Here is a 26,682-nt window from a genome sequence, read left to right as displayed (position 1 = left end):
CAACCACTCACTTCACCATACACGACCAGGGGTATCATCGGCTAATTAGCACACTCTGAAGCGAAAATGGCAGGGAATTAGCGCCGTTTGGCGATGTCTGCTAAAGGGCAACCCGCGAGTATGGTAGGCTTGCTGCTTAACATTACGTTCAAGTGGCAAGAGGAATAGGCCAAGATGGCGGCCAAGCCGATCTACCGTGTGGTGGTTCACCAGCAGGGTGAAATTTGGGATTTATACGTCAGAGAGATCTTTCAGAGCGAACTCTGGGGCTTTATTGAAGTCGAGGAGTTTGTCTTTGACGATGCGTCGCGAGTGGTGGTGGATCCAGGAGCGGAAAAACTGCAGCGAACCTTTGAGGGTGTGAAGCGTAGTTACCTGCCTCTTAACGCCATTGTGCGGATTGATGAGGTAGAGCGTGAAGGCCCCCTGAAGGCCGTGAAAAGTGATGCTCGCGTCGCAGAGTTTCCTCGTCCCTTCCCGTTACCGCCCCGCGGGGAAGGGTAAGCGCTTTAGACACGCGCAACGCTTTGAGCGATACGCGCGGTGGCTTCGTCGGCCACGCGCGTTTTTATGATCAGGACATGACGTCATGCAAGTAGATAAATTTCGCAGTAATTGTTATGCCGCCGCAGTTGGCATGCTGCTAAGCATGAGCAGCCAAGCGGCATTCGCTCAATCCGATAACCAAGCCTGGGTCAGCGATGAGCTAAGTACCTACGTGCGCAGTGGGCCGACAGATGGTTATCGCATTGTGGGAACGCTCAATGCAGGCGAGCAGGTGGAAGTGCTGGAAACCAGCGGTGATTACACCCGGGTGCGCAGCAATAGCGGCGATACGGTGTGGGTTTTGAGCAATGAGCTTCAGCAAACGCCTAGTGCTCGTCAGCAATTGCCCGAGCTGCAGGCCCAGGTGGAAGAGCTGACCCAAGAGCTTGACGGTATCAACGATACCTGGGAGCAGCGGGTCTCTTCCATGACCGCCACGCTTGATGTTCGCGAGCAGCGCATCGCAGACCTGGAAGCGAGGAACCTTGAGCTGGATAACGAGGCAGAGCAGTCACGCCAACAGGTGCGAGCGCTGCAGGCACGTCTGGACACTCAAGAGGAAGACTTGCTGATGCGCTACTTTATGTACGGTGGCGGTGTGGCGGGCGCTGGCCTGCTGGTGGGGCTGATTGTGCCGCACTTGCCGCGCCGTCGTAACAAGCGTGACCGCTGGTTCTAAACAGTTAGGTTTTTAGGATAGTAAGAGGGCATGTCCATGGAGAATTCCTGGCGGCAGCGTTGGCAAGAGGGCCGGATAGGCTTTCACCTGGAGGAGACCCACCCGGCACTGTTGAAGTATTGGCCAACGCTAGGCGTGCCCTCTGGAGCCAAGGTGTTGGTGCCGCTATGTGGGAAGAGCTTAGATATGCGCTGGCTCGCGGACCAAGGGCACCCGGTGTTGGGCATAGAGCTTGCCCCGGAGGCTATCGAGCAATTTTTGGCCCAGCGTAGTGGCGGTATCTCTCGCTATACCCAGGCGGGGTTTGACGTGTCCCGGCAGGGTAACATCGAGCTCTGGTGCGGAGACTTCTTTCATCTGCATATTCAGCAGGCCGCGGAAGTGGGCGCTTTTTACGACCGTGCCTCGCTGATTGCATTACCGCCCGCGACTCGTGAGCGGTACGCCTTTCATTTAGCGCAGTTGATACCGCCTGGGGCGAAAGGGCTGTTGGTAGGGCTTACCCATGGCGATGGTGAGGCAGGGCCACCATTTAGCGTGCCGGATGAGGAAATTGAGCGCCTGATGGCGCCCAATTTCCGTATCGAGCGATTAGCGCACCTGCCCGCCGATGCCCGTGGCCGAAGCGAAAGCATCTGGGCGCTTGAGCGGCGCGGGCCACGGGTTTAATTATCCCCCTTAACGGGCGAGAAGCCGACCCAGCTCTGGGTCGCTGAACGCCCGGTTTAGGCCATCGCTAAGCAAGTCGTTCAACATCCGTGTATTGGCATCTTCACCCGGTTTAAGCGCATAACCTTGGGTGCGACGTGACGTATATGTCCCGGTATACGTCGTGCCCTGGTTCTGCGCGATGGCCCGGAAAACCCCTTCAATACGCGCTTCATCAATTAGCGGCTGCCCGCTGTCGCCACGGCCATAGTGCAAGCTGGCAAGTTCCAGAGTCAGGCTGGGGCGGCCTTGGGCGGCTTCGCGGGTGGGGGTAAACCCCATATCGCGTGCGGCACGCTCCGCTTCGGCCTGTAGGCGTGGAATCAATTCATGGCTGCTTACGGTAATCTGCGCCGTCGACATGTTGCCGCCCGTGCGCGTGCCAATCACTTCGCCTGGCCGCGCATCGACGGCCACCACGGTCACTTGCTGACCCGAGCCGGTTTGCGGCACGTTAGCGCTACGGGTGGGGTTTAGCTGTAGGTATTGAGGACTTGCACAGCCTGCCAGCAATAGGGTGGTTAACAACGCACCAGACGCGCGTAAAAAGTGACGCCGACGCATAAAACTCTCCGCAATCATTGTGGTTAAACGATAAACATACCTGTCGCAACAAGGTATTAAAAAGCAAAGCGTTAAGAAACAAGGCATTGCAATAATCGCGGCAGTATAGCGTTGTGCTAGCCTGCCGCGCTAGCAGTCCCTAAGCCACTCGTGCCTGCTGCTCAGGTGTTTTAGCGTCTTCTTTAAAGCGATGCCACTGGCGCGGATGAGCAAACAAGCGCTGCCCCCGGCGCATGTGCAGGCGCTCGAAATCGGCGTGGCGAACGGTGGCTAGCCACGGTTTTGCCAGCCAGTCGGCCTCTAGCTCCAGACGCACTTCGGCACCGACCGGGGAGATAGCGGTAATCGTCACCGGCAGGTGGCTTTCAGCGCTGGGCTCTTCCGCCAACCGCACCTCATGGGGGCGCAGCAGCAGCTCTTCATCGCCATCGGGTAAGTCCACGTTGAGATGCGCATCGCCGCAGGTCAGCACGCCATTGCGCACGCGGCCCTCTAGGTGGTTCACATCACCCAAAAACTCAAATACAAAGCGGTTCTTCGGCGCGCGGTAGAGTGTGTCTGGCGTGTCGATTTGCTCGATCCGGCCGTTACTCATCACCACCACACGGTCGGAAAGTTCCAGCGCTTCTTCCTGGTCGTGGGTGACGAACACGCTGGTAAAGTTCAGTTCGTCATGCAAGCGGCGGAGCCAGCGGCGAAGGTCTTGGCGAACCTTGGCATCCAGGGCGCCAAACGGCTCGTCTAACAGCAGGACGTCAGGCTCTACAGCAAGCGCGCGCGCCAGCGATACGCGCTGCTGTTGCCCACCCGAGAGCTGGGCAGGCAAGCGGTTGGCTAAGTGCTGTAGCTGCACCATCTCAAGGAGCCTGAAGACGCGCGCCCGAATTTCACCGTTGGAGGGGCGGCGCTTTTTCGGCATCACCGTAAGGCCAAACGCCACGTTGTCATAAACGCTCATATGACGAAACAGGGCGTAGTGCTGAAAAACAAAGCCGATGCGGCGGTCGCGCACATGGACGTTGGTGACATCTCGGTCGCCAAATAGAATTTTACCCGGCTGCGGCGAGCTATCGGCGTTCTCTAGGCCAGCAATGATACGCAGCAGGGTGGTTTTGCCCGAACCGGAAGGACCTAGCAAGCCCACCAATTCACCTTCGTGAATGTCCAGGTTGATGGGTTCAAGCGCCTGGGTGTTGGCAAAGTGCTTGGCAATATTCTGTAAGCGAATACTCATGTGTATGCCTCCCGGCGCGATGCGCGCCATTCCAGGCCTGCCTTGGCCGCAAGAGTTAACAGGGCAATCAGGGCCAGCAGGGCGGCGCTCGCAAACGCGCCCACGGCGTTGTAATCCTGATAGAGCTGCTCAAGGTGCAGCGGTAGCGTATTGGTTTGCCCGCGAATGGCCCCTGAGACAACCGAGACCGCGCCAAATTCACCCACCGCGCGGGCGTTGGTAAGGATGATGCCGTAGAGCAGTGCCCAGCGAATGTTGGGTAGCGTGACCCGCCAAAACGTTGTCCAGCCAGAAGCGCCCAGCGTTACGGCGGCTTCTTCTTCCCGTGAGCCTTGGGCCTGCATAAGCGGGATTAATTCACGCGCCACAAACGGGCAGGTGACGAAGATGGTGACCATCAAAATGCCCGGCCAGGCAAACATCAGCTGAATATCGTGGCTATCTAACCATCCGCCAATCCAGCCGTTGCGGCCATACAGCAGTAGATAAATTAAGCCAGCGACGACAGGGGAGACGGCAAACGGAATATCAATCAGCGTTTGCAGAATGCGCCGCCCTGGGAAGCTAAAGCGCGTCACCAGCCATGCCAGCGCAACGCCAAACACCAAGCAGATGGGGATGGTCATTAACGCGATGACCAGCGTGAGACCAATGGCGTGGAGGGTGAACGTATTGCTCACGTTCTCCCAAAATACCATGACGCCCTGGGAGAACGCCTGAGCAAAAATAGCCACCAGCGGCAGCAGCAGAAATAGCGCAGACAGCAGTAGGGCTGCGCCAATTAATAAGCGCCGCACTAAAGGCGCATCACCAATCCGGCGCATTATCCTTTACCTCCATGCAGACGACGCACAAAGCGGCCCTGCCAGATATTGATGGCGAGCAGCAGCGCCAACGAAACAAACAGCACCACCGAGGCAATGGCAGACGCCCCAGCGTAGTCATACTCCTGCAGTTTGACGAAGATCATCAGCGCGGTAATTTCGGTTTCGTAAGGCATATTGCCTGCGATAAAAATAATCGCCCCGAACTCACCTAATGAGCGTACGAAGGCAAGCCCGGTGCCGGTGACGAGCGCGGGCCATAGATGCGGCATAATCACACGGCGAAACGCCACGCCATCGGTGGCACCCAGAGACATCGCGGCTTCGTCTACCTCGGCAGGCAAATCTTCCAGCACCGGCTGCACCGTGCGTACCACAAAGGGAATACTGGTGAAGGCCATCGCCAGGGCAATGCCTACCCAGGTGTAAGCCACTTGAAACCCCATGGGCTCAATGATGTTGCCCACCCAGCCGTTGCCTGCATAGAGCGTGGCCAGGGTGATGCCCGCAACGGCGGTGGGCAGGGCGAAGGGGAGATCCATCAAGGCATCGAGCAGGCGTTTGCCAGGAAACTCATAGCGCACCAGTACCCATGCCAGCAGCAGACCAAACACCGCATTCACCAGCGCCGCCACGGCTGCCGCGCCGATGGTGACCATATAGCTGGCGACGACGCGGCCTTCGGTGATGATGGCAAAGTACTCGGCCAGGCTTAGTTCAGAAAGCTGGCCAAACAGCCCGGTAATGGGGAGTAGCAGTACCAGCGAAATAAATAGCACGCTGATACCCATAGATAGGCCAAAACCCGGCAGCACGCGCGTGCTGCCGGATCGCCAAAATGCTAATTGGCTCATGGGGTTCCGTTAACGACGTTGCAGTTGATCAAGCAGAGCACCGCCTTCGAAGTGGTTCTCCATCGCTTCTTCCCAGCTGCCGAACACGTTTTCGACTTCAAATAGCTCGGTGTCGGGGAACTGGTCGGCAAACTCTTCTACCACAGTGTCGTTATGGACACGGTAGTTAAAGCCTGCCAGCTGACGCTGGGCGTCTTCGGTATAGAGGTACTCTAAGTAGCTTTGGGCTAAGTCGCTGTTGCCGTTACGTTCGGCGTTTTCACCCACCACCGCGACCGGGAATTCCGCCAGAATGCTCACCGGCGGGACGATTACTTCGTAGTCATCGCTGCCGTATTCGCTGCGGATGTTATTCACTTCAGACTCAAAGCTGATCAGTACGTCGCCAATGCCGCGCTCGATAAAGCTGGTTGTGGCACCGCGACCGCCGGTGTCGAACACCGCTACGTTGCGCAGGAAGTTGCGCATGAAGTCTTGGATCTTCTCTTCATCGCCGTCGAATTCATTCTCGGCGAAGCCCCAGGCAGCCAGGTACGTGTAGCGGCCGTTACCGGAGGTTTTCGGGTTCGGGAAGACCATCTGCACGTCTTCTTTAACGAGGTCATCCCAGCTTTCGATGCCTTTCGGGTTGCCTTTGCGCACCAGGAAAGCGGTGGTGGAGTAGTAGGGCGAAGCGTTGTTCTCAAACGCATCCTGCCAATCTTCAGCCACCAACCCTGCATCGGCCAGTACTTGAACGTCGGTCACTTGGTTAAACGTCACTACGTCCGCACGCAGGCCCTGCATAATGGCGCGCGCCTGGGCAGAGGAGCCACCGTGGGACTGGCTGATAGCGATCTCTTCGCCATGCTCTTCTTCCCACCACGCCTGGAACTCCGGGTTAATCGCGGCGAACAGCTCGCGGGCGATGTCATAGGAGGAGTTCAGTAGCTCGCGCTCCTGAGCGACGGCGGCGCTGGAGAAGGTCATGCCAGAAACGGCGGTGCCAACGGCAACGGCCAGTAGGCTACGGCGAAGGCCAGTACGGAATGCAGAGGATAGCGTCATTGCAGACTCCTTAATTCTGGGGGCGATTTAGTCGCGATGCCGCTAAGGTTAAACCTAGGATTGTGGAATTACAATTGTGTTTTATATTCTATTTGGAAATATCTGTTTAAGGATATGCATTGACGGCAAGCGTGCTGCATGACCTTCACGTGTAATAGGGCTTCGTGTGTGGCTCTGGTAAGATGGCGCCTTTATTTTTATTACCTGAGGACCCCTTCATGAGCGCTGCACAGGATTTCTTGATTGCCCCTTCGATACTCTCCGCTAACTTTGCGCGGCTGGGCGAGGAGGTCGACAACGTGCTGGCGGCCGGCGCCGATGTGGTTCATTTCGACGTCATGGATAATCATTACGTGCCGAACCTGACTATTGGGCCGATGGTATGTAAGGCGCTGCGCGAGCATGGCGTGACGGCACCCATTGATGTGCACCTGATGGTGAAGCCGGTGGATCGCATGATTAGCGATTTTATTGAGGCGGGTGCCAGCTACATCACTTTCCACCCCGAAGCATCCGAGCATATTGATCGTTCGCTGCAGCTGATTCGTGATGGTGGTTGTAAAGCGGGGCTGGTGTTTAACCCGGCAACGCCGCTTTCGTATCTTGATTACGTAATGGACAAGGTCGATATGGTGCTGCTGATGAGCGTCAACCCCGGCTTTGGCGGCCAGTCGTTCATCCCCGGTACGCTGGATAAGCTACGCGAAGCACGGGCGCGTATTGACGCCTCTGGGCTGCCGATTCGTCTGGAGATTGATGGTGGCGTCAAAGTCGACAATATCGCGGATATCGCCGCCGCCGGTGCCGATACCTTTGTAGCGGGTTCAGCGATCTTTAACGCCCACCAGGCAAGTGACCCGCACGGCTACGACAGCGTGATTCAGCAGATGCGCGCGGAGCTCGCTAAGGTTCGCTGAGACGGAAGGCGCGCTAAGACACAAGAGGGGCGGGCTGATCCCGCCCTTTGCATGTCTTTAGTGAAGTTTCATGCGTGGTTTGAGGTAGCGGTTTAATTTATCCACTAGCCATGCAAGCCCGGTTTTTGGTGCGCCGTGAATCGAGAGCTGGTGCATGCGGTAGAGCGATGCATAGGCTTGGCGCGCCAGCCAGCCCTCCAAAAACAGCCCCCGCGATGCTGAGCTGCGCATCAAATTCCCTACGGCATCGTAGCGAGCCAGCGACACCAGTGAGCCGTGGTCGTGATAAATGAAGTCTTGCAGCGGCTTTTTGGTCAGACAGCGCTCAAGGTTCTTCGCCAATAGCTTGGCCTGCTGATGGGCGGCCTGAGCGCGAGGCGGCACCGTTGCATCATCGCCTTGGGGGCAGCAAGCGCAGTCGCCCATCGCAAAAATATGCGGATCGTCCACGCTTTGCAGCGTCTGCTTGACGTTAATTTGGTTGCGCTTGTTGGTGCTTAAGCCCAGTTCGGTGAGAAACGGCGGCGCTTTAATACCTGCCGCCCATACGTTGAGATCGGTTTCAATCACTTCTCCGTCGCCTGTCACCAGTTGGTACTCCTGGGCTTCTTGAATCGCCGTGCCCACATGCACGGTGACCCCCATGCTCTCCAGCTCTTGCTGAACGGTTTGGCTGATGCGCTCAGATAAACCGGGGAGCAGACGCGGTGCCGCTTCAATCAAATGCACGCTAATGGTTTGGTGGTCCACTGCAGTGACACCATAGGCATTGAGCAGGCGCGAGGCGTCGAGCAGTTCGGCAGAAAGCTCTACCCCTGTTGCACCGCCGCCGACAATGCCAATGGTGAGCTGGGTGTTCTGACGCAGCTTGGGGTCGGTATAGCGCAGGAAGGTATTGATCATGTCCCGCTGGAAGGCTTTGGCCTGCTGTGGGGAGTCAATAAAGTGGCAGTGCTCTGCGACCCCCTTGGTACCAAAATCATTGGAAACACTGCCCAGCGATAGCACCAAGTAGTCGTAGGTGAGCTGGCGGGCGGGCAGCACCTCTACGCCATCTTCATCTTCAATAGGTGCCAGGTGAATGACCTTCTGTTCCCGGTCCAAACCGTTGAGGGAACCGCGCTGGTAGCGGTAGTAGTGGGCCGAGGAGTGCCCACGATAATCCACTTCATCCATACTGGAGTTCAGCACCCCGGTGGCCAGCTCATGCAGCAGCGGCTTCCATACGTGGGTGGCGTTGCGGTCAAGCAGGACAATCTCAGCGCGTTTTTTTTTACCTAGCGTATGTCCAAGACGGGTGGCTAGGGCTAGCCCGCCCGCGCCGCCGCCCACAATCACAATTCGGGGAATGGCCATTACTCTCTCCTTGGCAAATATAGCCACAGCATAGAACTTTATGCGGTGTATGACGAAGGGCTAAGTAGGTAAGATGGTCAAATTAATCGACATTGTTGCCAACTAGCAGCCTAAGCACATAAGTGAGGCCACGCGTGCATACCATTTTGCAAGGAAAGCGGTTAATCGCCTTTGATTTAGACGGCACGTTAATCGACTCAGTGCCCGATTTGGCCGTTGGCGTGCAGCGGGCGCTGCAAGAAGTTGGGCTGGCGCAGCCGAGTGAAGATCAGGTGCGCGATTGGGTGGGCAACGGCGCGCAGGTACTGGTAGAGCGAGCCCTGACCTGGGCGCTGAACGTCGCACCTGAGGCAGCGCTACAACAAAACGCCTATGAAGCGTTTATGCGCCACTACGGGGCCGCACCCAATGCATTAACCAAACTCTACCCGGGTGCCTTTGAGGTGCTTCATGCGCTGCATGAGGCGGGTTTTGTGCTGGCCTTGATTACCAATAAACCCGAGCGGTTCATTGCGCCTATATTAAGCCACTTTGGTGTGCTGGCGCTGTTCACGTCTACCGTGGGCGGCGACTCGCTAGCCGAGAAAAAACCCAGCCCGTTGCCGCTTCTGCATGTTGCCCATACGCTGGATATTGCCCCCTCGGCAAGCGTGATGGTGGGGGACTCTCGCCATGATATCGCGGCGGGTAGGGCGGCGGGTTTTACGACGGTGGCACTGCCATATGGCTATAACCACGGCGACCCCATCGAGCAGAGCCACCCGGATCTGATAGTGGCATCGCTTCGCGAGCTGGTTAGCTAGCGGCTACTCCTCGGCCCTGGCACCTCCCAGCGCTTCATGCAACAGCTCGGCATTGTGGCGCAGCATCGCCGGGTAGTTGTAGGCGGGGCCATCGGTATCACTCAGCGTATCCACATAGAGCGGGCCTGCTAGCGTAAGGCCAGCCTCTCGCGCTAGGGCATCCATATGGATATAAGGTGTCGTGCTTTCATAAAACAGCGCGGGCGGACGTTTGTCGGTTAAGCGTTTGCTCATGATTTCCATAGCCTGGGCGCTGCCCAGTGTCTCGCTGCCTAGGCCCCAAATCGCGGCATACTCAAAGCCGTAAGCGTGGGCAAAATAGCCAAAAGCCGCTTCACTGGTAGTGAGTATACGATTGGTTTGCGGAATCCCCTCCAGGCGCTCTTTTATCTGCTGGTCGAGTAGGGCAAGCGCCTCCCTGGCTTGCACCGCTCGAGCCTGAAAAGCGGCTGCTTTGTCGGGATAGCGTACGCTTAGGGTGTGAGTGATTACCTCGATATAAGCGGCAGCCCCTTTTGGGTCCATCCACATATGGGGGTCCGGATTGCCTTTATGCTGACCCACTGGAATCGTCAGCGGCGCATAGTTGGCGCTTTCGGCCAGAGCCATTAGCGTTAGCGTGTCGTTGGCCATCGCTTCTACATGACGGATCCATGGCTCTAGCCCGTGGCCGTTGTAAAACACGATATCGGCCTCTTCCACTGCAAGTACGTTAGGGGGCGTCAGCTCCCAGCGGTGAACATCGTCGCCCACCGGTACAATCGTCGTGATGCTGATATCATCGCCTGCGACACGCTTGACTAAATCTTCGATGACCGAAAACGACGCTATCACTTTAATCGAAGTGGCCGCGAATGCCTGGGGGGTGATGAATGTCGCCACTAATAAGAGCGTGATTATCCAGGGTGCCCGCTTGTCCATACCACGCTCCTAACCTATTAACATGACGGCAAATCATAAAGAGTGTCCTGCTTTGTTGCTAGAGCCATTGCCGCGCTTTGCTTTAGAGCAAAGCGTAGTGCCAACTCCTGCAAACGAAGTGGTTTCACCCACGCCTGTTAACCTCTATGCTTTAAAAAAATGCCGCTAAATAACGACATGGTGGACAAAATAGCTACTATCTATGTTCGCCTAGCCCTAAGCCTAGTCCTCTTTTGACAAGCGTAGCTTTTTTTAAATCACTCTTTTGAACAGCTTTCTGGATAGCGTGTCATGACCTCTCAAAATGGTATGTCCTCTCGCCGCCGCGGGTACCCTAAAGGGCGTGATGTAGCGCCTGTCGCACTGGCGGCGCTGCGTGACCTGTTAGGCGATGAGCGCCAGACGCCAAGCCTGAAGCGTCGCGACCTGTTGATTGAGCATCTACACGCCATTCAGGATGCCCACGGCCACTTATCGCTTGTGGAACTGCGCGCCCTGGCAGCCTATATGAACCTGCCCATGGCAGCGGTGTACGAGACGGCGACGTTCTATGCCCATTTCGATGTGGTGCACGACCACCAAGCGCCCCCGCCGGATACCACGATTCGCGTCTGTGATTCTCTTTCCTGCCAATTAGCGGGGGCCAGTGCGCTGCACAAAGCCTTAGAGGCCCGCGTCGATCCTGACTGTGTACGGGTGACCCGTGCGCCCTGCATGGGGCGCTGCGATACCGCGCCGGTGGCCGAGGTGGGCCATCACCATGTGCTGTATGCCACCGCAGAAGGCGTCGAAGCCGTAGTGGATACCGGCCACTTTCACCCTGAAGCGACTTTGTGGCAGCGGCTTGACGCCTATCAGCAGGCTGGCGGTTACCAGTTACTGGCCAATGTCCGCAGCGGTAAGGTCAGCATTGATGATGTGCTGCAGGCGCTTGAAGTCTCGGGCTTGCGAGGCTTGGGAGGTGCGGGCTTCCCTACCTTTAAAAAGTGGCAGGCCGTGCGCCAAGCCGCCGGGCCGCGCTACTGCGTGATTAACGCTGACGAAGGCGAGCCGGGGACGTTTAAAGACCGCTACTATTTAGAGCGCGCGCCGCATCAGTTTCTTGAGGGCGCGCTGATTAGCGCTTGGGCGATAGAAGCCGAGGCGCTCTATATCTATCTGCGCGACGAGTATCCCGGCCTGCACCGCGTGCTCCATGAAGCGATTGCGGAGCTTGAACAGGCGGGCATTGTCGCGCCTGAATTCATCATCATGCGCCGGGGCGCGGGCGCTTACATCTGCGGTGAGGAGTCGGCGCTGATCGAATCCTTGGAAGGCAAGCCCGGCAAGCCGCGTCACCGCCCGCCTTACGTAGCCCAGCAGGGGCTGTTTGGCCGCCCCACGCTGGTCAATAACGTTGAAACAGTTTATTGGATTCCTACCATTTGGCACAAAGGGGCTGAGTGGTTTGCTGGGCATGGGCGCAATGGTCGACGAGGCCTGCGCAGTTTTTCTGTCTCAGGGCGAGTGAACAAGCCCGGCGTGTACTTGGCGCCAGCAGGCATCACGCTGCGCGAGTTGATAGAGGAGTATGCGGGCGGCATGGCGGAAGGGCATTCGCTGGCCGCTTACCTGCCCGGCGGCGCCTCGGGTGGCATTCTGCCCGCCAGCAAAGCCGATGTGCCGCTGGATTTCGACACGCTGCAGGCGCACGGCAGTTTTATTGGGTCGGCGGCGATTATCGTGCTCTCTGAGCAAGACAATCTTCAGGCGGTGGCCACCAACCTGTTGGCTTTTTTTGCCGATGAATCCTGCGGGCAGTGTACGCCTTGCCGGGTAGGCACCGAGAAAATGCTCAGCTTGCTAGAGCAACCCACATGGGATGTGCAGGCGCTCAATCGACTGGCACAAGTGATGCAGGACGCTTCGATTTGCGGCCTGGGGCAAGCGGCTCCAAATCCTGTATTGGGGCTACTCAAGGATTTCCGCCCTGCGCTCGCCCAGCAGCAGATTATCGTCAGCGATGCCGCTGAAGGGAGTGCACCATGACCGCTTCGTTCACTATTGTCTTGGATGATCAAGAAGTCACTGCCTACCCCGGAGAAACCCTTTGGCAGGTGGCCAAGCGCGCTGGAGAGACCATTCCCCACCTCTGCTTTAAAGATGCCCCCGGCTACCGCGCCGATGGCAACTGCCGTGCCTGTATGGTGGAAGTGGAAGGCGAGCGCGTGCTAGCGGCAAGCTGTATCCGCGAGGCCAAACCCGGCATGGTGGTACGCAGCGCCCACTCGCCCCGTGCCACACAAGCGCGTGAAACGGTATTGGAACTGCTGATGGCCGACCAGCCCAGCCGCGCCCAAAGCCCTGACCGCTCCAGCCACTTCTGGGAGGTGGCCGATCAGTTAGCGGTCGACGAAGCGGCCGTTAAGTCATGGCTGCCGCCACGCCGTAAAGCAGCCGTCAACCATGCATCGGCTGCGCCAAAGGTGAGCCAGCCAGATACCAGCCACCCGGCGATGCATGTCGACTTGGACGCCTGCATTACCTGCAACCTGTGCGTGCGCGCCTGCCGCGAGGTGCAGAGTAACGATGTCATCGGCATGGCCCAGCGGGGTGCTGCCGCCAACGTCGTGTTTGATTTTGCCGACCCGATGGGCCAGAGCACCTGCGTGGGCTGCGGCGAGTGTGTGCAGGCGTGCCCCACCGGTGCCTTGATGCCCGCCACCATGGTCAATGCCCAAGGTCAGGGCGATTCTCAAAGCCAGCGGCAGGTGGATTCCGTGTGCCCCTACTGCGGGGTGGGCTGCCAGCTGACGTACCATATTAACGACGATGCCCTGGCCTATGTGGAAGGGCGCAACGGCCCCGCTAACCAGAACCGCCTGTGCGTGAAAGGCCGGTTTGGGTTTGATTACGTGAGCCACCCGACACGCCTGACCAAGCCGCTGATACGCTTACCGGGTATTCCTAAGGCGCTCGACTCTACCTTTGACCCTGCCAATCCATTTAGCCACTTCCGCGAAGCCAGCTGGGACGAAGCGCTGGAAATCGCGGCGGGTGGCCTAATGGCGATTAAGCATGCGCAAGGTCCCAAAGCATTGGCGGGCTTTGGCAGCGCCAAGTGCTCTAATGAAGAGGCGTGGCTGTTCCAGAAGCTGGTGCGTACCGGCTTTGGCAGCAATAACGTGGACCACTGCACGCGGCTTTGCCATGCCAGCTCCGTTGCGGCGCTGATGGAGTGCCTGGGTTCAGGCGCGGTGACCGCTTCGTTTATGCAGGCGCTGGAAGCTGACGTGGTGATCCTAACCGGCTGCAACCCGGCGGTGAATCACCCCGTGGCGGCAACATTCTTCAAGCAGGCAGCCAAGCAGGGTACCGAGATCATCATTCTCGACCCTCGCGGGCAGGCGTTGGATGCTTACGCAACCATGAGCGTGCGCTTTACACCGGGGGCGGATGTATCGCTGTTCAACGCGCTGCTCCACGTGATTATCGCGGAAGGCCTGTATAACCAAGCCTACATCGATGCCCACACCGAAGGCTTTGAAGCGCTCAAGCAGAGCGTGGCGCACAGCACACCGGAGGCCATGAGCGCGCTGTGCGGCGTAGCCCCCGACACTATTCGTGAGGTGGCGCGCCGCTACGCCAACGCCGAGAAAGCGATGATTTTCTGGGGCATGGGCATCTCTCAGCACACCCACGGTACCGACAATGCCCGCTGTTTGATTTCGCTGGCACTGGCGTGCGGCCATGCCGGTCGCCCCGGCACGGGCCTGCACCCGCTGCGCGGCCAGAATAACGTGCAGGGTGCCTCGGATGCGGGGCTGATTCCCATGGTGCTGCCGGACTACCAGCCAGTAGGCGATAGCCAGCTGCGCGCCGCGTTTGAAGAGCTATGGAACACGCCGCTGAGCGATGAGCCTGGGCTGACGGTGGTGGAAGTGATGAATGCGATTCACGCAGGCGAGGTGCGCGGTATGTACATTTTGGGTGAAAACCCAGCGATGTCTGACCCGGACCTTACCCACGCCCGCGCTGCGCTGGGTAAGCTTGAGCATTTGGTGGTGCAGGATCTGTTTATCACCGAAACCGCTCAGTTCGCGGACGTGATTCTGCCTGCCTCCGCGTGGCCCGAAAAAGACGGCACCGTGACCAACACTAACCGCCAAGTACAGCTGGGCAGGGCGGCCTTACCGCTGCCCGGAGAAGCCAAGCCGGACTGGTGGATCATCCAAGAGATCGCCAACCGCTTTGGGCTGGGCTGGCGCTATCAGCACCCGCAAGAAGTGTTTGCCGAAATGCAGCAGGGCATGCACTCGTTCAATCACATTAGCTGGGAGCGGCTAGCGCGGGAGAACTCCGTCACATACCCCTGCCCAGCCGAGGATGCTCCCGGCCAGGACGTGGTCTTTAGCGACGCCTTTCCGCGGGCTGGCGGGCTGGCTAAATTCGCCCCTACGCGCCCGCTACCGCCGGACGAGCCGGTGGATGACGGGTACCCCACGGTACTGACCACCGGCCGCCAGTTGGAGCATTGGCATACGGGTTCCATGACGCGGCGTGCCCAGGTGCTCGACGCCCTAGAGCCAGAGGCGGTTGCCAGCCTCTCACCGGGCGAACTCAATCGCCTGGGGGTGGCGCCGGGTGAGAAGCTCACCATAACCACGCGGCGAGGCACAATAACGCTGACCGCCAGAGTGGACGATAAAATCCCCGATGGGATGGTGTTTGTGCCGTTTGCCTACGCCGAGGCCGCCGCCAATCTGCTCACCAACCCAGCCCTGGACCCCTACGGTAAAATACCCGAGTTCAAGTACGCCGCCTGCCGACTGGAGCGGGCAGCGGTGCCGCAGCCCCACTAAGCGCGCGCTGCCCCTGCAAGGAGCGTCTGGGTTGGGGTATCATCTCGCCTGTGCGGTTTTATTTATGTGATGGAGTAAGCGGGGCGATGGCGCAAGCGCAGGCAGTGCAACAGGTGTTGATGCTGGATAACTACGACAGCTTCACGTTTAACATCGTCCAGTACCTGGGTGAGCTGGATGCCGAGGTGATGACCTATCGCAACGATGAGATTACCCTGGAGCAGATGCGCGCCCTGGCACCTACCCATCTGGTGATTTCGCCCGGCCCGTGTACGCCCAACGAAGCGGGCATTTCGCTGGCGGCCATTGAGCACTTTGCGGGCAAACTGCCTATTTTGGGCGTTTGCCTGGGGCATCAGGCCATCGGCCAAGTGTACGGCGGCAAGGTGGTGCGGGCACCCCAGGTGATGCACGGTAAAACCTCGGCCGTTGTACACCGTGGGCAGGGCGTGTTCAGCGGGCTGGAAAACCCGCTGGAAGTGACGCGGTATCACTCATTGGTAGTTGAGCAGGAGAGCCTGCCCGACTGCCTGGAAGTGACCGCCTGGACCGCCGAGGATGACGTAACGCCCGGGCTGATTATGGGCTTTCGTCATCGCACCCTTGATGTGGAAGGGGTACAGTTTCACCCTGAGTCGATACTCACGCGCCAGGGCCATGCGTTATTGGCCAATTTTTTACAACGCGGCTGATCGCCAAATTCATACGCTTTAGGGGCTTTCCTGCTCATGCAAATGCGAGACGCAATTAACGCGGTGATGCGCCGCGAAGACCTCTCTTTCAATGCGATGCACGCACTGATGCGCCAGATCATGACCGGCGAAGCCTCCGACGCGCAAATTGGCGGCCTGCTGGTGGGGCTGGCCATGAAAGGCGAAAGCGCTGAAGAGATCAGCGCCGCCGCCCAGGTGATGCGCGATTTAATGAAACGCGTCGAGCTACACACCGAGAACGTGGTGGATATCGTCGGCACCGGCGGCGATGGCGCGAACCTGTTTAATGTGTCCACGGCGTCTAGTTTTGTGGCCGCCGCTGGCGGTGCCCATGTGGCTAAACATGGCAATCGCAGCGTTTCCTCTTCTTCTGGCAGCGCCGATTTATTCGATATTGCCGGCATCTATCTCGACCTCAAGCCTGAACAAGTGGCGCGCTGCATTGAGCAGGTAGGTGTTGGCTTTATGTTCGCACCCAACCACCACCCAGCCATGCGCTATGCCATTGGGCCACGGCGGGAAATGGGCGTACGTACGCTGTTCAATATTCTTGGCCCGTTAACCAACCCCGCCAGTGCGCCCAATCAAGTGCTGGGCGTATATTCAGCGGAGCTGGTGCCGCTGATGGCCGAAGTATTGCGCAAGCTGGGTAGCCGCCATGTCATGGTGGTGCATTCTGAAGATGGCCTTGATGAGATCTCTCTGGCGGCGCCCACCCTGGTGGCGGAGCTAAAAGAGGGCGAGATTACCCAGTACACCATTACGCCGGAATCCCTGGGTATCGAGCGCCAAAGCCTCGCCACCCTTAAAGCGTCCAGCGCGGAAGATAGCCTGCGTTTGGTGAAAGCCGCCCTTAGCGGCGAGGGGGCTGCGGCAGATATGGTGGCACTCAACGCCGGGGCGGCGCTCTACTGCGCGGGCGTGGCCGATAGCTTGAAAGAGGGCGTGATGGTGGCCCAGGATGCCCAGGCCTCCAAACTACCGCTTGAAAAGCTCAGAGAGCTTTCGCACTTCACTAGCGTCTTTAAAGGGTAAAACTTCCAATGAGTGACCAGGCAACGCCGACTATTTTAACGCGCATTTTGGCCCGTAAAGACCAGGAAGTCGCTGAGCGTCAGCAAGCCGTATCTGAAGCGGATCTGCTAGCGCTAGCGGAGAAGCAGAGCGCGCCCCGTGGCTTTATTGATGCATTGAATCAGCGTATTGCGGCAGGCGACGCGGCAGTAATCGCCGAGGTGAAAAAAGCCTCGCCCTCTAAAGGCGTGATGCGGGAAGAGTTTCACCCAGCGGATATCGCCAAAAGCTACGCCCAGGGCGGCGCAGCGTGCCTTTCCGTGCTGACTGATGCCGACTTCTTCCAGGGCCATGAGGATTACCTCATTGCCGCTCGCGATGCCTGCGACCTGCCGCTGATCCGTAAAGACTTTATTACCCACGGCTATCAGGTCACTGAAGCGCGCGCCATCGGTGCGGACTGCATCCTATTGATTGTGGCGGCGCTCAATGACGCTCAGCTGCGCGACCTGCACCAGCAGGCCAACGCATTGGGGATGGATGTGCTGGTGGAAGTTCACGATGCAGAGGAGCTAGAGCGTGCCCTGGCGCTGGACCTCAAGCTGGTGGGTATCAATAACCGCAACCTGCACACCTTTGACACCAGCCTGAATACCACTCTGGATCTGCTGCCACGTATCCCTGAAGGCGTGACCGTGATTACCGAATCCGGCATTCACACGCGTGATGACGTAGAGCTAATGCGTGACCACGAGGTCAATGGCTTTTTGGTGGGTGAAGCGTTTATGCGCGAAGAGGACCCTGGTTTGGCCCTCAAGCGGCTGTTTTTCTAAACGTTCACACGGAACCAGCAAGCCCCAGCAGGCCAGCCGCGTTAGCGGCTGGCCTGTTTGATACTGGTCAGCAGAGCTTGCAGTGGGTGGGGCAGGGTTTGCGCCGAGTAGCGCTTCACCTGGCTGCGGCAGGAGTAGCCGGTGGCCAGTAGCTTACCGCTGTTCTCTTCGGCTTCCACCTGTGGCTGCCACGACTGAGCGTAGATCGTTTTCGAGGTAGCGACGTTACGGGTCTCATGGCCGTAGGTACCGGACATACCGCAGCAGCCCGTGGTGGCCAGCTCTAGCTGCAAACCAAACGCTGCAAATACCTGCTGCCACGCTTTTGGGCTGCCCGGCGCATTGGTTTTTTCGGTGCAGTGGGAAAGCAGCTTAAAGCCAGGGTCTTTGAGCGTTAGCTGGCCGGGGGCGAGGGTGTTGACGCGGGTCGCTAACCACTCCTGCAGCATCAGTACGTTCGGCACTTGCTCAGGGCCCAGCGCTTTGACGTACTCCTGGCGGTAGGTCAGCGTCATGGCAGGGTCGATGCCTACCATGGGCACCTCGAACTCGCTGAGTGCGCGAAGGCGTTTGGCCTGCTTTTCTGCCGTCCGCTCAAAGGCACCCAAAAAGCCCTGTACGTGCAGCGGCTTGCCGTTGGCAGAAAACGGCATGACAAACACGCGCAGGTTCAGCCGCGATAGCAGCTCTACCACATCCATCACCAGCTTGGCTTCAAAGTGAGTGGTGAAAGCGTCCTGCACAATCACGACGCTGTTGGCCCGCTGCTGCTCGGTGAGTAGCGCAAGCGATGTGGGCGTGGCTTCCGCAACGCCCCAGGCGCGCAGCTGTTTTTTCACGCTAGCGCGAGATAGCGCGGGGGAGTCGCTAATACCGAGCCCTTTCTGCATGAGTTGCTCTACCCAGCGCTGGCCAAGGGCGGCGTTATACAGTGGAGCCATCTTGGTTAACGCAGGCAGCATAAATTCGGTGCCGCCAATCACGTAATCCCGCAGCGGGCGCAGGTAGCGGCCGTGATACACCTCTAAAAACTGTGAGCGGAACTGCGGTACGTTGACTTTGATCGGACACTGGCCCGCGCAGGACTTACACGCCAAGCAGCCCGCCATGGCGTCGTAGACTTCATGGGAGTAGTCGTGGTGCTGCTGGCGGCTAACGGTGTTCATCACCCGCTTGGGGAAGCTTTTAATAAAGCCCCAGGTGCGCTCGGCTTTCTTTTTACGCGACTCTTCCACCACGTCGATGCCCGCTTGCGACTGCAAGCGCAGCCATTCACGAATCAGGCTGGCGCGGCCCTTAGGGGAGTGGCGGCGGTCGCGGGTGGCCTTCCACGATGGGCACATGGGGTCGTCCACATCGTAGTTGTAGCAAGCGCCGTTGCCGTTGCAGTACACCGCTGCGTCATAGGCCTGCCAGGCCCGCTCATCAATCGTGCGATCGAGCTGGCCTCGCATAGGAACACCATCGACGGTGAGCAGTTCCGGGTCGCTCTCTTTGGCGATCAGCGCGGTGTTGTCAGAAGGCGAAGCAATCTTGCCTGGGTTGAGCTGGTTGTGCGGGTCGAACGCCGCCTTGACTTGCTGCAGGCAGGGGTAAAGCTCACCGAAAAACTTCGGCCCGTACTCGGAGCGCACGCCTTTACCGTGTTCGCCCCACAGCAGCCCGCCGTACTTCTGGGTGAGCGCAGCGACTTCGTCAGAAATCTCGCGAATCAGCGCTTCCTGGGCGGGGTCTTTCATATCCAGCGCCGGGCGCACGTGCAGCACCCCCGCATCCACATGGCCAAACATGCCGTAGGAGAGCTTGCGTGCATCCAGCGCGGCGCGGAACTCGGTAATGAAGTCGGCCAAATGTTCCGGCGGAACGGCGGTGTCCTCCACGAACGGCAGCGGACGCTTCTCCCCCTGCACGTTACCCAGCAGACCTACCGAGCGTTTGCGCATGGCGTAGACTTTCTGAATCTGCGGGCGGCCTTCCGCCAGGGTGTAGCCTAGCCGCTCCACGGTGGCATCCTGGCTCAGGTGCTGGGTAAACGCTTTGACACGCCCTGCGAGCTGTTCGGGGTCATCATCGTTGAACTCGATCAGGTTGATGCCCTGAATGGGCGTGCTGCCCGCCGGGAAAAATTCTGCCACGCTGTCCCAAACGAAGTCTTCCATCGCTAGTTGCAGCACGGTGTCGTCGATGGTTTCAATGGAGGTGGGCGATGCGCTGGCGGTCATCAGCGCCTTGGCATCCCGCAAGGCAGCCATAAAGCTCGGGTAGCGAACATTCACTAGCGTAGCGTGCTTGGGAATCGGCAAGACGTTGAGCACGGCTTCGTTTAAAAAGCCCAGGGAGCCTTCCGAGCCGCACAGCAGGCTATTCAGGTTGAGCTGGCCCTCTTCGCGCAGATGCGCCAAGTCGTAGCCGGTCAAACAGCGGTTGAGCGGTGGGAATTTTGCCTCAATCAGTTCGCGCTGTTGGTCGATAATCGTCGCGGCGGTGCGGTGTACCTTGCCCAACACGCCTTCCTGGGCCAGCGCCTGCTGCTCCTCTTCTGCGCTAAGTGGGCGGCTATGCAAGTGCTGGCCGCCGAGAAGGACGGTATCCAGCTCTAACACGTGGTGGCGAGTTTTGCCGTACTGGCAGCTCCCCTGGCCGCTGGCATCGGTAGAGATCATACCGCCAATGGTGGCGCGATTCGATGTCGATAGTTCGGGGGCGAAAAACAGCCCATGGGGCTTTAGCGCGGCGTTGAGCTGGTCTTTGACCACGCCCGCTTGTACCCGCACCCGGCGGGCTTCCACATCGATCTCAAGAATTTGGTTCATGTGGCGAGAGACATCCACCACGATGCCATCGGTCAACGACTGGCCGTTGGTTCCGGTGCCGCCGCCCCGAGGCGTGAGCGCGATATCGCGGTGGGGCAGCTCAGTAGCCAGCTTGGCAAGGCGCTCAAGGTCTTCCGCATGCTTAGGAAACACCGCCGCCTGGGGAAGGCGCTGGTAAATCGAGTTATCCGTCGCCAGCACGGTGCGGTTGGCATAATCCGGCGCTATTTCGCCTTCAAACCCGCGGGCGCGGAGGACGTCGAGAAAACGTACATAGCGGCTGTTCAGGCGTTCAAAAGGGGCCGTGCGAGAATCCAGGGATGCAATCATAGGGGGTTAAGCCGTCACTGCTAGAAGCGGGTAGGGGATAGCGCTACTTTACCGCAGCTACTGCGGCGGTGCATCTTGATGGGGCATCTCAGTGGCTGTCTAACGCCTCTTTGACGAGCGTTGCACAGGCGTCGTTCATGGGCAGCGTCAGGGCTAGCGCATGCGCCTGCGGCGACATCTTGCCCCAGGTCTTTTGCACAATGCGCACCATGTGGTCGTGCTCCACCTTGCGGGAGAAATCGGCGAAGTAGTTTTCTAAGAACACTAGGCAGGCGCAGTCTTCCAGGGCTTGCACATCGCTATCGCGCCCCAGGCCTTGCTTGCGAATCATGCTGGCGACGCGTTTGGCCTCCTCTTGGGAATAGCCCGCCTCTTCCATGAGTGCCGCCGTGGTATCACCAGCCTGGGCACTTTGGTCCCGCCGCCAAGTTAAGTAGCCAATACGGCCTTCTGGGTAATCGCTTCGCGGCAGCTGCCAGCGCTGCAGGTGCTGGGCGCGCACGGCAATGCGCAACAGTTCGCTCGGCGTCTCCTGCAGTCGCTCTAGCCACCGGCTCATACGCTGGGCATAGATAAGCTCTTGTGGATGAGAAGTGCCATCTGCGAGAGTGGTTGGCCGGGGGTCTTGAGCATGAAGCGCATCAATAGCGGCAAGGGTGTGTTCAAAGGCAGAAGACATATCGGCTCGCTTGGTTCAGTGGTCAGAGTGACATCCTAGCAGCTTGTAGTTCGGTATAAAAAAGCGCCCGCTACCAAGGGCAGCGGGCGCGAGGGATAGCCTAATCGATAATTAAGAGCGGCTGGTGTTGTAGATCTCTTCGTTGAGTTCGCCTTCGCTTTTACCTACCAGCGTGGTGACCATAAGATCGCCTGCGACGTTAACGCTGGTACGCGCCATATCCAGAATGCGGTCTATACCTGCCACCACGGCAATGGCTTCAAGGGGCAGACCAATTTGCGCCATCACGATAGAGAGCATAATCAGGCCTGCACCAGGAACGCCTGCGGTACCAATAGAGGCCAGAGTACCGGTGGCAACAATCATGCCGTAATCCATCATGCTCAAATCGGTGCCGGTCATCTGAGCAATAAACAGCACCACCACGCCTTGATACAGTGCGGTGCCATCCATATTGATGGTGGCGCCTACGGGCAGTACAAAGCCGGACACCCCTTCCGATACGCCCAGGTTTTTCTGTGCGCAGCGAATTGAGACGGGCAGGGTGCCTGCTGAGGAAGCAGAAGAAAACGCCACCACGATGGCATCCAGGCTGCCTTTTAAGTAGCGCACCGGGTTCAAACGACCCATCAGAGAAATAAAGCCAGAGTAGATAACGAGTACATGCAAAATGCTGGCGAGATAGACCACACCGATCAGTTTGGCGAGTGGGAGCAAAATTTCTAAGCCATACTGGCCCGATACATGGGCAATCAAACCAAACACCCCGAATGGCGCAAACGCCATCACGAGGCCAGTGAGTTTATACATGGCTTCCGCGAAGCTATCGAAGACCTTCATCACCGGCTCGCCTTTTTCACCGATAAGCGTTAGCGAGATGCCCAAGCCAATGGCAAACACAATGATCTGCATAATGTTGCCATTAGCCAGGGCATCAATCGGGTTGCGCGGCACAAGATTAATGAGAATCGACATTAGCGACGGTGCTTCGTTAGCCGATACTTCAGAGTCGAAACTTAGCCCGACACCCACCCCAGGCTGCAGCAGGGTAGAGAGCACAAGGCCAATGCTGATGGCAAAGGCAGTGGTCACCAAGTAAAGGATAATGGTGCGAGCCCCAATACGGCCCATCTTCTGTGGATCGCGCATGGAGGTAATACCCACCACCAGCGTCGAAAAGACCAGCGGCACAATCAGCATCATAATGGCGTTGATGAAGATGTCGCCCAGTGGCTTAAATACACTCGCTGTTTCGCCGAGCAGTGCGCCTGCCAACACCCCGAGCGCCAAACCAGCCAAGATTTTCTGCCATAGAGCGATACGTCGCCACCAACCAAATTTTCCTTGCGTTGCGGTCTCCTGCATAAACTTTCTCCTTTTCTATAACCCGTTGTTAGTGGTTCTTGCTTTAAAGCGGCGGGCACTCTATCACTTTTGGCTAATAAGGGGGGAGGGATATGCGCAAGGGTCATGGTGTATACCCGCCAACGACTAAGTTCAGCATGGTGGCGCGCTGCCATAGCCCCAACTCGCGCTTTTGCCTACAATAGGCCCCTTTGTCACGGCCTTTGAGAGCCGTGTTTCACTGAATTCTGGCCAAGGGATAACTCATGCTCGATCCGAAACTGCTGCGCGGTGATCTTGATGCGACTGCGCAACAACTGGCCCGGCGGGGCTTCGTACTCGATAAAGCGGCACTGCAGGCGCTAGAGTCGCGCCGCCGTGAGTTGCAAACCCAGACCGAGCAGCTGCAGAATGAGCGTAATATGCGCTCCAAAGCGATTGGTAAGGCCAAAGCCAGTGGCGAAGATATCCAGCCGCTGCTGGATGAGGTGAGCGACTTAGGTGGCCGTTTGGACGCTGCCAAGCGCGAGCTGGCCGAGGTGCAGACTGAGTGGGATGACGCAATTAGCGGTATTCCCAACCTGCCCCATGAGAGCGTGCCGGAAGGCAAGAGCGAAGATGATAACGTGGAGCTGCACCGCTGGGGCACGCCACGTGAGTTCGACTTTGAGGTGCTGGACCATGTGGATTTGGGTAAGAAATCCGGCTATCTCGATTTTGAACTGGCGGCCAAGCTGACCGGCGCGCGCTTTGCAGTGATGCGCGGGCCCATCGCTCGCCTGCATCGCGCGCTGGCGCAGTTTATGCTGGATACGCAAACCCAGCAGCACGGCTATGAAGAGTGCTATGTGCCTTACATGGTAAATCGCGATTCGCTCATGGGCACTGGCCAGCTGCCGAAGTTTGGCGAGGATCTCTTCAAGCTGAACGACGAGCGGGAGTACCACCTGATTCCCACCTCAGAAGTACCGCTGACCAATTTTGTACGTGATGAGATTGTGGAGCTGGCGGCGTTGCCGATGAAGCTAACGGCGCATACGCCCTGTTTCCGCTCGGAAGCTGGCGCTTATGGGCGCGATACCCGTGGCATGATTCGTCAACACCAGTTCGATAAAGTCGAGATGGTGCAAATTGTGGAGCCGGAGAAGAGCTACGACGCGTTGGAAGAGATGCGCGGCCACGCAGAAGCCATTCTGCAGGCGCTTGAGTTGCCGTATCGGGTGGTGACGCTGTGTACGGGCGACATGGGCTTTGGCGCGGCGAAAACCTACGATTTGGAAGTGTGGCTGCCAAGCCAAAACACGTACCGGGAAATCTCCTCCGTGTCTAACTGCGAAGATTTCCAGGCGCGTCGGATGCAGGCCCGTTACCGCCATCCGGATGTTAAAAAGCCGCAGTTGCTGCATACGTTGAATGGCTCGGGCCTTGCGGTAGGGCGCTGCCTACTGGCGGTGCTTGAAAACCACCAGCAGGCGGATGGGTCGATTACTGTTCCTGCTCCCCTGCAACCCTACCTGGGCGGCCTCGAGCGTCTTGCCCTCTAAGCGCCCACTCAACGCTTACCCCGGCATCAATACGAATGGTGCCGGGGCGGTAGTCGCTGGCTGAGCCGCTGCTCATGGCGTCGCTTTCAGCACGCATGGCCATCATGCGGGGTTGAAAAACCGGCGCTTGGGTCTCTTCAATGCGTTGAACAGGGCCAAGCGTGACATCTAGCGTGCTCGCCATAAGGTCGGCTTTATGGCGGGCTTTTTCTAACGCTTTTGTCAGTGCTTCGTCGGTGGCGGCGTCGCGATCCTGCAGGTCAAACTGCACACCATCTAACGCATTTACACCAGCGCCAATCAAAGCGTCCAGCACATCGCCTAATTGGTCTATATTAGTTAGCTCAACGCTGAAGGGACGTTCTAAGCGGGTGCGCATCAGCGTCTCTTGTTCGCCGTTGTCGTTGCGCGGGCCTGCGACATGCTCAGGATACACGTTCAGGGAGCCTGCATTGATGGCGCGTTGCTCAATGCCGATCTCTTCCATGGCGGCAATCAGCTCGCTGGCACGCTGCTCAAGCCGCTCGCGGGCGCTGCCCAAGGCTTCTCTATCGGTGTCTTCTAAGGTTGAAACCGCTGGGGTGTTTTCCCACAAACGCGCAGAGAGCGTGGCTTTATCGGGTTCAACTTCCACCCATGATTGCGCCTGAACGTGAAGGCTTGGCGGAGCAGGCGGCGCGGCGTAAGCCATAGGGGCAGCCAATAGGGCAAACAAAGCGCTGCCCACGATGCCGTAGCGGAGGCGTTTAAAGTGTTGCGTTGCTGTATTCATAGGTCACTTCCTTGCTAAGAGAGCCAATGAGTAGAGTAGGCTAACTAATATTGTGTATCGCTGCTTGGAAGGAAAGGTCGCCATAAAGTTCACTGGCAAAGAGTAGACGGAAAACAGTTGCTTAATGTTTGCATGGTTTGTGCAATAACAGGCAAGCAGCCATTATGTATGGATAACACGCTAAGGAAAGGGCTATGTCGAAGTTGTCGGATGAGGATTATCGAAGTATCCCGCTCAATGCCACACTAGCGCTTGCCGCGTTGGTAGTGATTATTGCGGGAATGAAAGTGGGCGCGGACCTGTTGGTGCCGCTACTGCTGGCGGTGTTTATTGCCGTGGTGTGCACCTCACCCGTGCAGTGGCTGCATCGCTGCGGTTTGAGTCGGCGGATGTCGGCGTTGATTACGCTACTGGTGTTGGTGGGCTTTATATCGCTGATTGGCCTGTTGGTGGTCAATAGCTTCAGTACCTTTGTTGAAGCGCTGCCTGATATTGAATCCAGGCTTTACGAGCACTACTGGGACTTGCTCAATGCGCTGGCCTCTCGTGGGTTGGCTATCGACCCCGACCAGCTCAGTTCGATGTTTGCCATGGAGGAGGATGGCTCCTGGGTGGCCACACTGCTGGGAGAGATTGGCTCGCTGTTTATGCAGGGCAGTATCGTCGCGCTGCTGGTGATTTTCATGCTGTTCGAGACGCTGAATTTTCGCGATAAGGTATCCCGGGCGCTTGAAAATCCAGCACCGAGTTTGAAACGGTTTAGTGAATTTAGCCTAACGCTAAAACGCTACTTGGCGGTTAAAACCGTGATTAGTTTGGCAACCGGCGTGTTGGTATGGCTCTCGTGCCTGCTGGTGGGCGTTGAGTTTCCGCTGCTATGGGGCGTATTGGCATTTGCGCTTAACTTTATTCCTAATATTGGCTCGGCGTTGGCCGCGATTCCGCCGGTACTGCTGCTGTTGGTTTCTCAGGATGGCGGTGTGCTGCAGGCGTTGCTGTTGGCATCGGCGTACTTGGTCATCAACTTTATTTTGGGCAATTTGATTGAGCCTAGAGTGATGGGGCAGGCGCTGGGGTTATCCACCTTTGTGGCGTTTCTTTCACTGGTGGTGTGGGGGTGGATCTTTGGCGCGGCGGGCATGCTGCTGTCGGTGGTGCTAACGATGACGCTAAAGATTGCTTTGGATAGCCACCCTCAAACGCGCTGGATAGCCCATCTATTAGGGCCGGGTAAGCAGCGTAATGTGCAGATGAGACGCCCTGGAGACGCACGTCGGCCGCCTTGGAAGCGGGGAGAGTGGGCGAAGCGAGAAGAAAGCGACGCTTAGGCAGGCAATGCCAATAAG

General features: G+C 58.1%; 23 protein-coding genes. 12 read left to right on the top strand and 11 right to left on the bottom strand.

Annotated elements, in window-relative coordinates; all coding sequences use genetic code 11:
* Window positions 1-174 precede the first annotated feature (174 nt).
* The 3 genes from ACIGG6_RS04245 to ACIGG6_RS04235 all read left to right on the top strand — a co-directional run bounded on the left by ACIGG6_RS04245 (window position 175) and on the right by ACIGG6_RS04235 (window position 1,894).
* A complete protein-coding gene (locus tag ACIGG6_RS04245) occupies window positions 175-504 on the top strand; it encodes a DUF1820 family protein (RefSeq protein ID WP_009100748.1) in 330 nt (109 codons plus the stop codon).
* An 85-nt stretch (window positions 505-589) separates the two neighbouring features.
* A complete protein-coding gene (locus ACIGG6_RS04240) occupies window positions 590-1,225 on the top strand; it encodes a TIGR04211 family SH3 domain-containing protein (protein WP_399842534.1) in 636 nt (211 codons plus the stop codon).
* A gap of 36 nt (window positions 1,226-1,261) precedes the next feature.
* The gene (locus ACIGG6_RS04235; RefSeq protein WP_399842531.1) at window positions 1,262-1,894 is read left to right on the top strand and encodes a thiopurine S-methyltransferase; all 633 of its coding nucleotides are present in this window, start codon (window positions 1,262-1,264) and stop codon (window positions 1,892-1,894) included.
* Window positions 1,895-1,903: 9 nt separating this feature from the next.
* On the opposite strand, the gene ACIGG6_RS04230 is transcribed toward ACIGG6_RS04235, so the two are convergent.
* The 5 genes from ACIGG6_RS04230 to cysP form a co-directional block, all read right to left on the bottom strand.
* Entirely contained in the window at window positions 1,904-2,497 is a 594-nt protein-coding gene (locus ACIGG6_RS04230) for a YajG family lipoprotein (protein ID WP_083024609.1), read from the bottom strand.
* A gap of 139 nt (window positions 2,498-2,636) precedes the next feature.
* Complete coding sequence (locus ACIGG6_RS04225; protein WP_399842528.1) at window positions 2,637-3,731, bottom strand: sulfate/molybdate ABC transporter ATP-binding protein; 1,095 nt, start codon at window positions 3,729-3,731, stop codon at window positions 2,637-2,639.
* Window positions 3,728-4,555: a sulfate ABC transporter permease subunit CysW gene (gene cysW / locus ACIGG6_RS04220; RefSeq protein ID WP_399842525.1), complete on the bottom strand. Its 828-nt coding sequence runs from the start codon at window positions 4,553-4,555 to the stop codon at window positions 3,728-3,730. The genes ACIGG6_RS04225 and cysW overlap by 4 nt, the downstream gene beginning before the upstream one ends.
* On the bottom strand, window positions 4,555-5,409 hold the full coding sequence (gene cysT, locus ACIGG6_RS04215; protein WP_399842523.1) for a sulfate ABC transporter permease subunit CysT: 855 nt from the start codon (window positions 5,407-5,409) through the stop codon (window positions 4,555-4,557). Before cysT ends, cysW begins: the two co-directional genes overlap by 1 nt.
* 9 nt (window positions 5,410-5,418) lie before the next feature.
* Window positions 5,419-6,456 (bottom strand): thiosulfate ABC transporter substrate-binding protein CysP, encoded by a 1,038-nt coding sequence (gene cysP / locus ACIGG6_RS04210; RefSeq protein ID WP_399842521.1) that lies wholly within the window; start codon window positions 6,454-6,456, stop codon window positions 5,419-5,421.
* 218 nt (window positions 6,457-6,674) lie between these two features.
* Here cysP and rpe point away from each other — a divergent pair, with 218 nt between their 5' ends.
* Entirely contained in the window at window positions 6,675-7,373 is a 699-nt protein-coding gene (gene rpe / locus ACIGG6_RS04205) for a ribulose-phosphate 3-epimerase (RefSeq protein ID WP_399842518.1), read from the top strand.
* A gap of 57 nt (window positions 7,374-7,430) precedes the next feature.
* On the opposite strand, the gene ACIGG6_RS04200 is transcribed toward rpe, so the two are convergent.
* Complete coding sequence (locus ACIGG6_RS04200; protein WP_399842515.1) at window positions 7,431-8,729, bottom strand: NAD(P)/FAD-dependent oxidoreductase; 1,299 nt, start codon at window positions 8,727-8,729, stop codon at window positions 7,431-7,433.
* A 134-nt stretch (window positions 8,730-8,863) separates the two neighbouring features.
* Between ACIGG6_RS04200 and ACIGG6_RS04195 the strand changes: the two genes are divergently transcribed.
* Entirely contained in the window at window positions 8,864-9,532 is a 669-nt protein-coding gene (locus ACIGG6_RS04195; RefSeq protein ID WP_399842512.1) for a phosphoglycolate phosphatase, read from the top strand.
* Between the two features lie 3 nt (window positions 9,533-9,535).
* Here the strand turns inward: ACIGG6_RS04195 and ACIGG6_RS04190 are convergent, their stop codons facing one another.
* Entirely contained in the window at window positions 9,536-10,453 is a 918-nt protein-coding gene (locus ACIGG6_RS04190; protein WP_253501207.1) for a metal ABC transporter solute-binding protein, Zn/Mn family, read from the bottom strand.
* 291 nt (window positions 10,454-10,744) lie between these two features.
* On the opposite strand from ACIGG6_RS04190, the gene ACIGG6_RS04185 reads away from it, so the two are divergent.
* The 5 genes from ACIGG6_RS04185 to trpC all read left to right on the top strand — a co-directional run bounded on the left by ACIGG6_RS04185 (window position 10,745) and on the right by trpC (window position 17,854).
* Window positions 10,745-12,481 (top strand): NADH-ubiquinone oxidoreductase-F iron-sulfur binding region domain-containing protein, encoded by a 1,737-nt coding sequence (locus ACIGG6_RS04185; protein WP_399842510.1) that lies wholly within the window; start codon window positions 10,745-10,747, stop codon window positions 12,479-12,481.
* Window positions 12,478-15,294, top strand: a complete 2,817-nt coding sequence (gene fdhF / locus ACIGG6_RS04180; protein ID WP_399842508.1) for a formate dehydrogenase subunit alpha — start codon at window positions 12,478-12,480, stop codon at window positions 15,292-15,294. The genes ACIGG6_RS04185 and fdhF overlap by 4 nt, the downstream gene beginning before the upstream one ends.
* Window positions 15,295-15,380: 86 nt before the next feature.
* On the top strand, window positions 15,381-15,986 hold the full coding sequence (locus tag ACIGG6_RS04175; RefSeq protein WP_399842505.1) for an anthranilate synthase component II: 606 nt from the start codon (window positions 15,381-15,383) through the stop codon (window positions 15,984-15,986).
* 36 nt (window positions 15,987-16,022) lie between these two features.
* The gene (trpD, locus tag ACIGG6_RS04170) at window positions 16,023-17,042 is read left to right on the top strand and encodes an anthranilate phosphoribosyltransferase (protein ID WP_062374264.1); all 1,020 of its coding nucleotides are present in this window, start codon (window positions 16,023-16,025) and stop codon (window positions 17,040-17,042) included.
* A gap of 8 nt (window positions 17,043-17,050) precedes the next feature.
* Window positions 17,051-17,854, top strand: coding sequence for an indole-3-glycerol phosphate synthase TrpC (trpC, locus tag ACIGG6_RS04165; RefSeq protein ID WP_399842501.1), 804 nt, complete (start codon window positions 17,051-17,053; stop codon window positions 17,852-17,854).
* A gap of 41 nt (window positions 17,855-17,895) precedes the next feature.
* Here the strand turns inward: trpC and ydiJ are convergent, their stop codons facing one another.
* The 3 genes from ydiJ to ACIGG6_RS04150 all read right to left on the bottom strand — a co-directional run bounded on the left by ydiJ (window position 17,896) and on the right by ACIGG6_RS04150 (window position 23,041).
* Window positions 17,896-20,997: a D-2-hydroxyglutarate dehydrogenase YdiJ gene (gene ydiJ / locus ACIGG6_RS04160; protein WP_399842499.1), complete on the bottom strand. Its 3,102-nt coding sequence runs from the start codon at window positions 20,995-20,997 to the stop codon at window positions 17,896-17,898.
* 88 nt (window positions 20,998-21,085) lie between these two features.
* Entirely contained in the window at window positions 21,086-21,676 is a 591-nt protein-coding gene (locus ACIGG6_RS04155; protein ID WP_172515649.1) for a DUF4202 domain-containing protein, read from the bottom strand.
* Window positions 21,677-21,787: 111 nt separating this feature from the next.
* Entirely contained in the window at window positions 21,788-23,041 is a 1,254-nt protein-coding gene (locus ACIGG6_RS04150) for a dicarboxylate/amino acid:cation symporter (RefSeq protein WP_399842497.1), read from the bottom strand.
* A 245-nt stretch (window positions 23,042-23,286) separates the two neighbouring features.
* Here ACIGG6_RS04150 and serS point away from each other — a divergent pair, with 245 nt between their 5' ends.
* Window positions 23,287-24,564: a serine--tRNA ligase gene (serS, locus tag ACIGG6_RS04145; protein WP_399842494.1), complete on the top strand. Its 1,278-nt coding sequence runs from the start codon at window positions 23,287-23,289 to the stop codon at window positions 24,562-24,564.
* Here serS and ACIGG6_RS04140 read toward each other — a convergent pair.
* Window positions 24,506-25,336, bottom strand: coding sequence for an SIMPL domain-containing protein (locus ACIGG6_RS04140; protein ID WP_399842491.1), 831 nt, complete (start codon window positions 25,334-25,336; stop codon window positions 24,506-24,508). The two genes, serS and ACIGG6_RS04140, sit on opposite strands and share 59 nt — an antisense overlap.
* A 194-nt stretch (window positions 25,337-25,530) precedes the next feature.
* Here ACIGG6_RS04140 and ACIGG6_RS04135 point away from each other — a divergent pair, with 194 nt between their 5' ends.
* The gene (locus tag ACIGG6_RS04135; RefSeq protein ID WP_399842490.1) at window positions 25,531-26,664 is read left to right on the top strand and encodes an AI-2E family transporter; all 1,134 of its coding nucleotides are present in this window, start codon (window positions 25,531-25,533) and stop codon (window positions 26,662-26,664) included.
* Window positions 26,665-26,682: the final 18 nt, after the last annotated feature.

It is taken from the genome of Vreelandella lionensis (assembly GCF_044543515.1).
Lineage (GTDB): Bacteria > Pseudomonadota > Gammaproteobacteria > Pseudomonadales > Halomonadaceae > Vreelandella > Vreelandella lionensis.
This window is presented reverse-complemented; position numbering and strand designations above follow the sequence as displayed.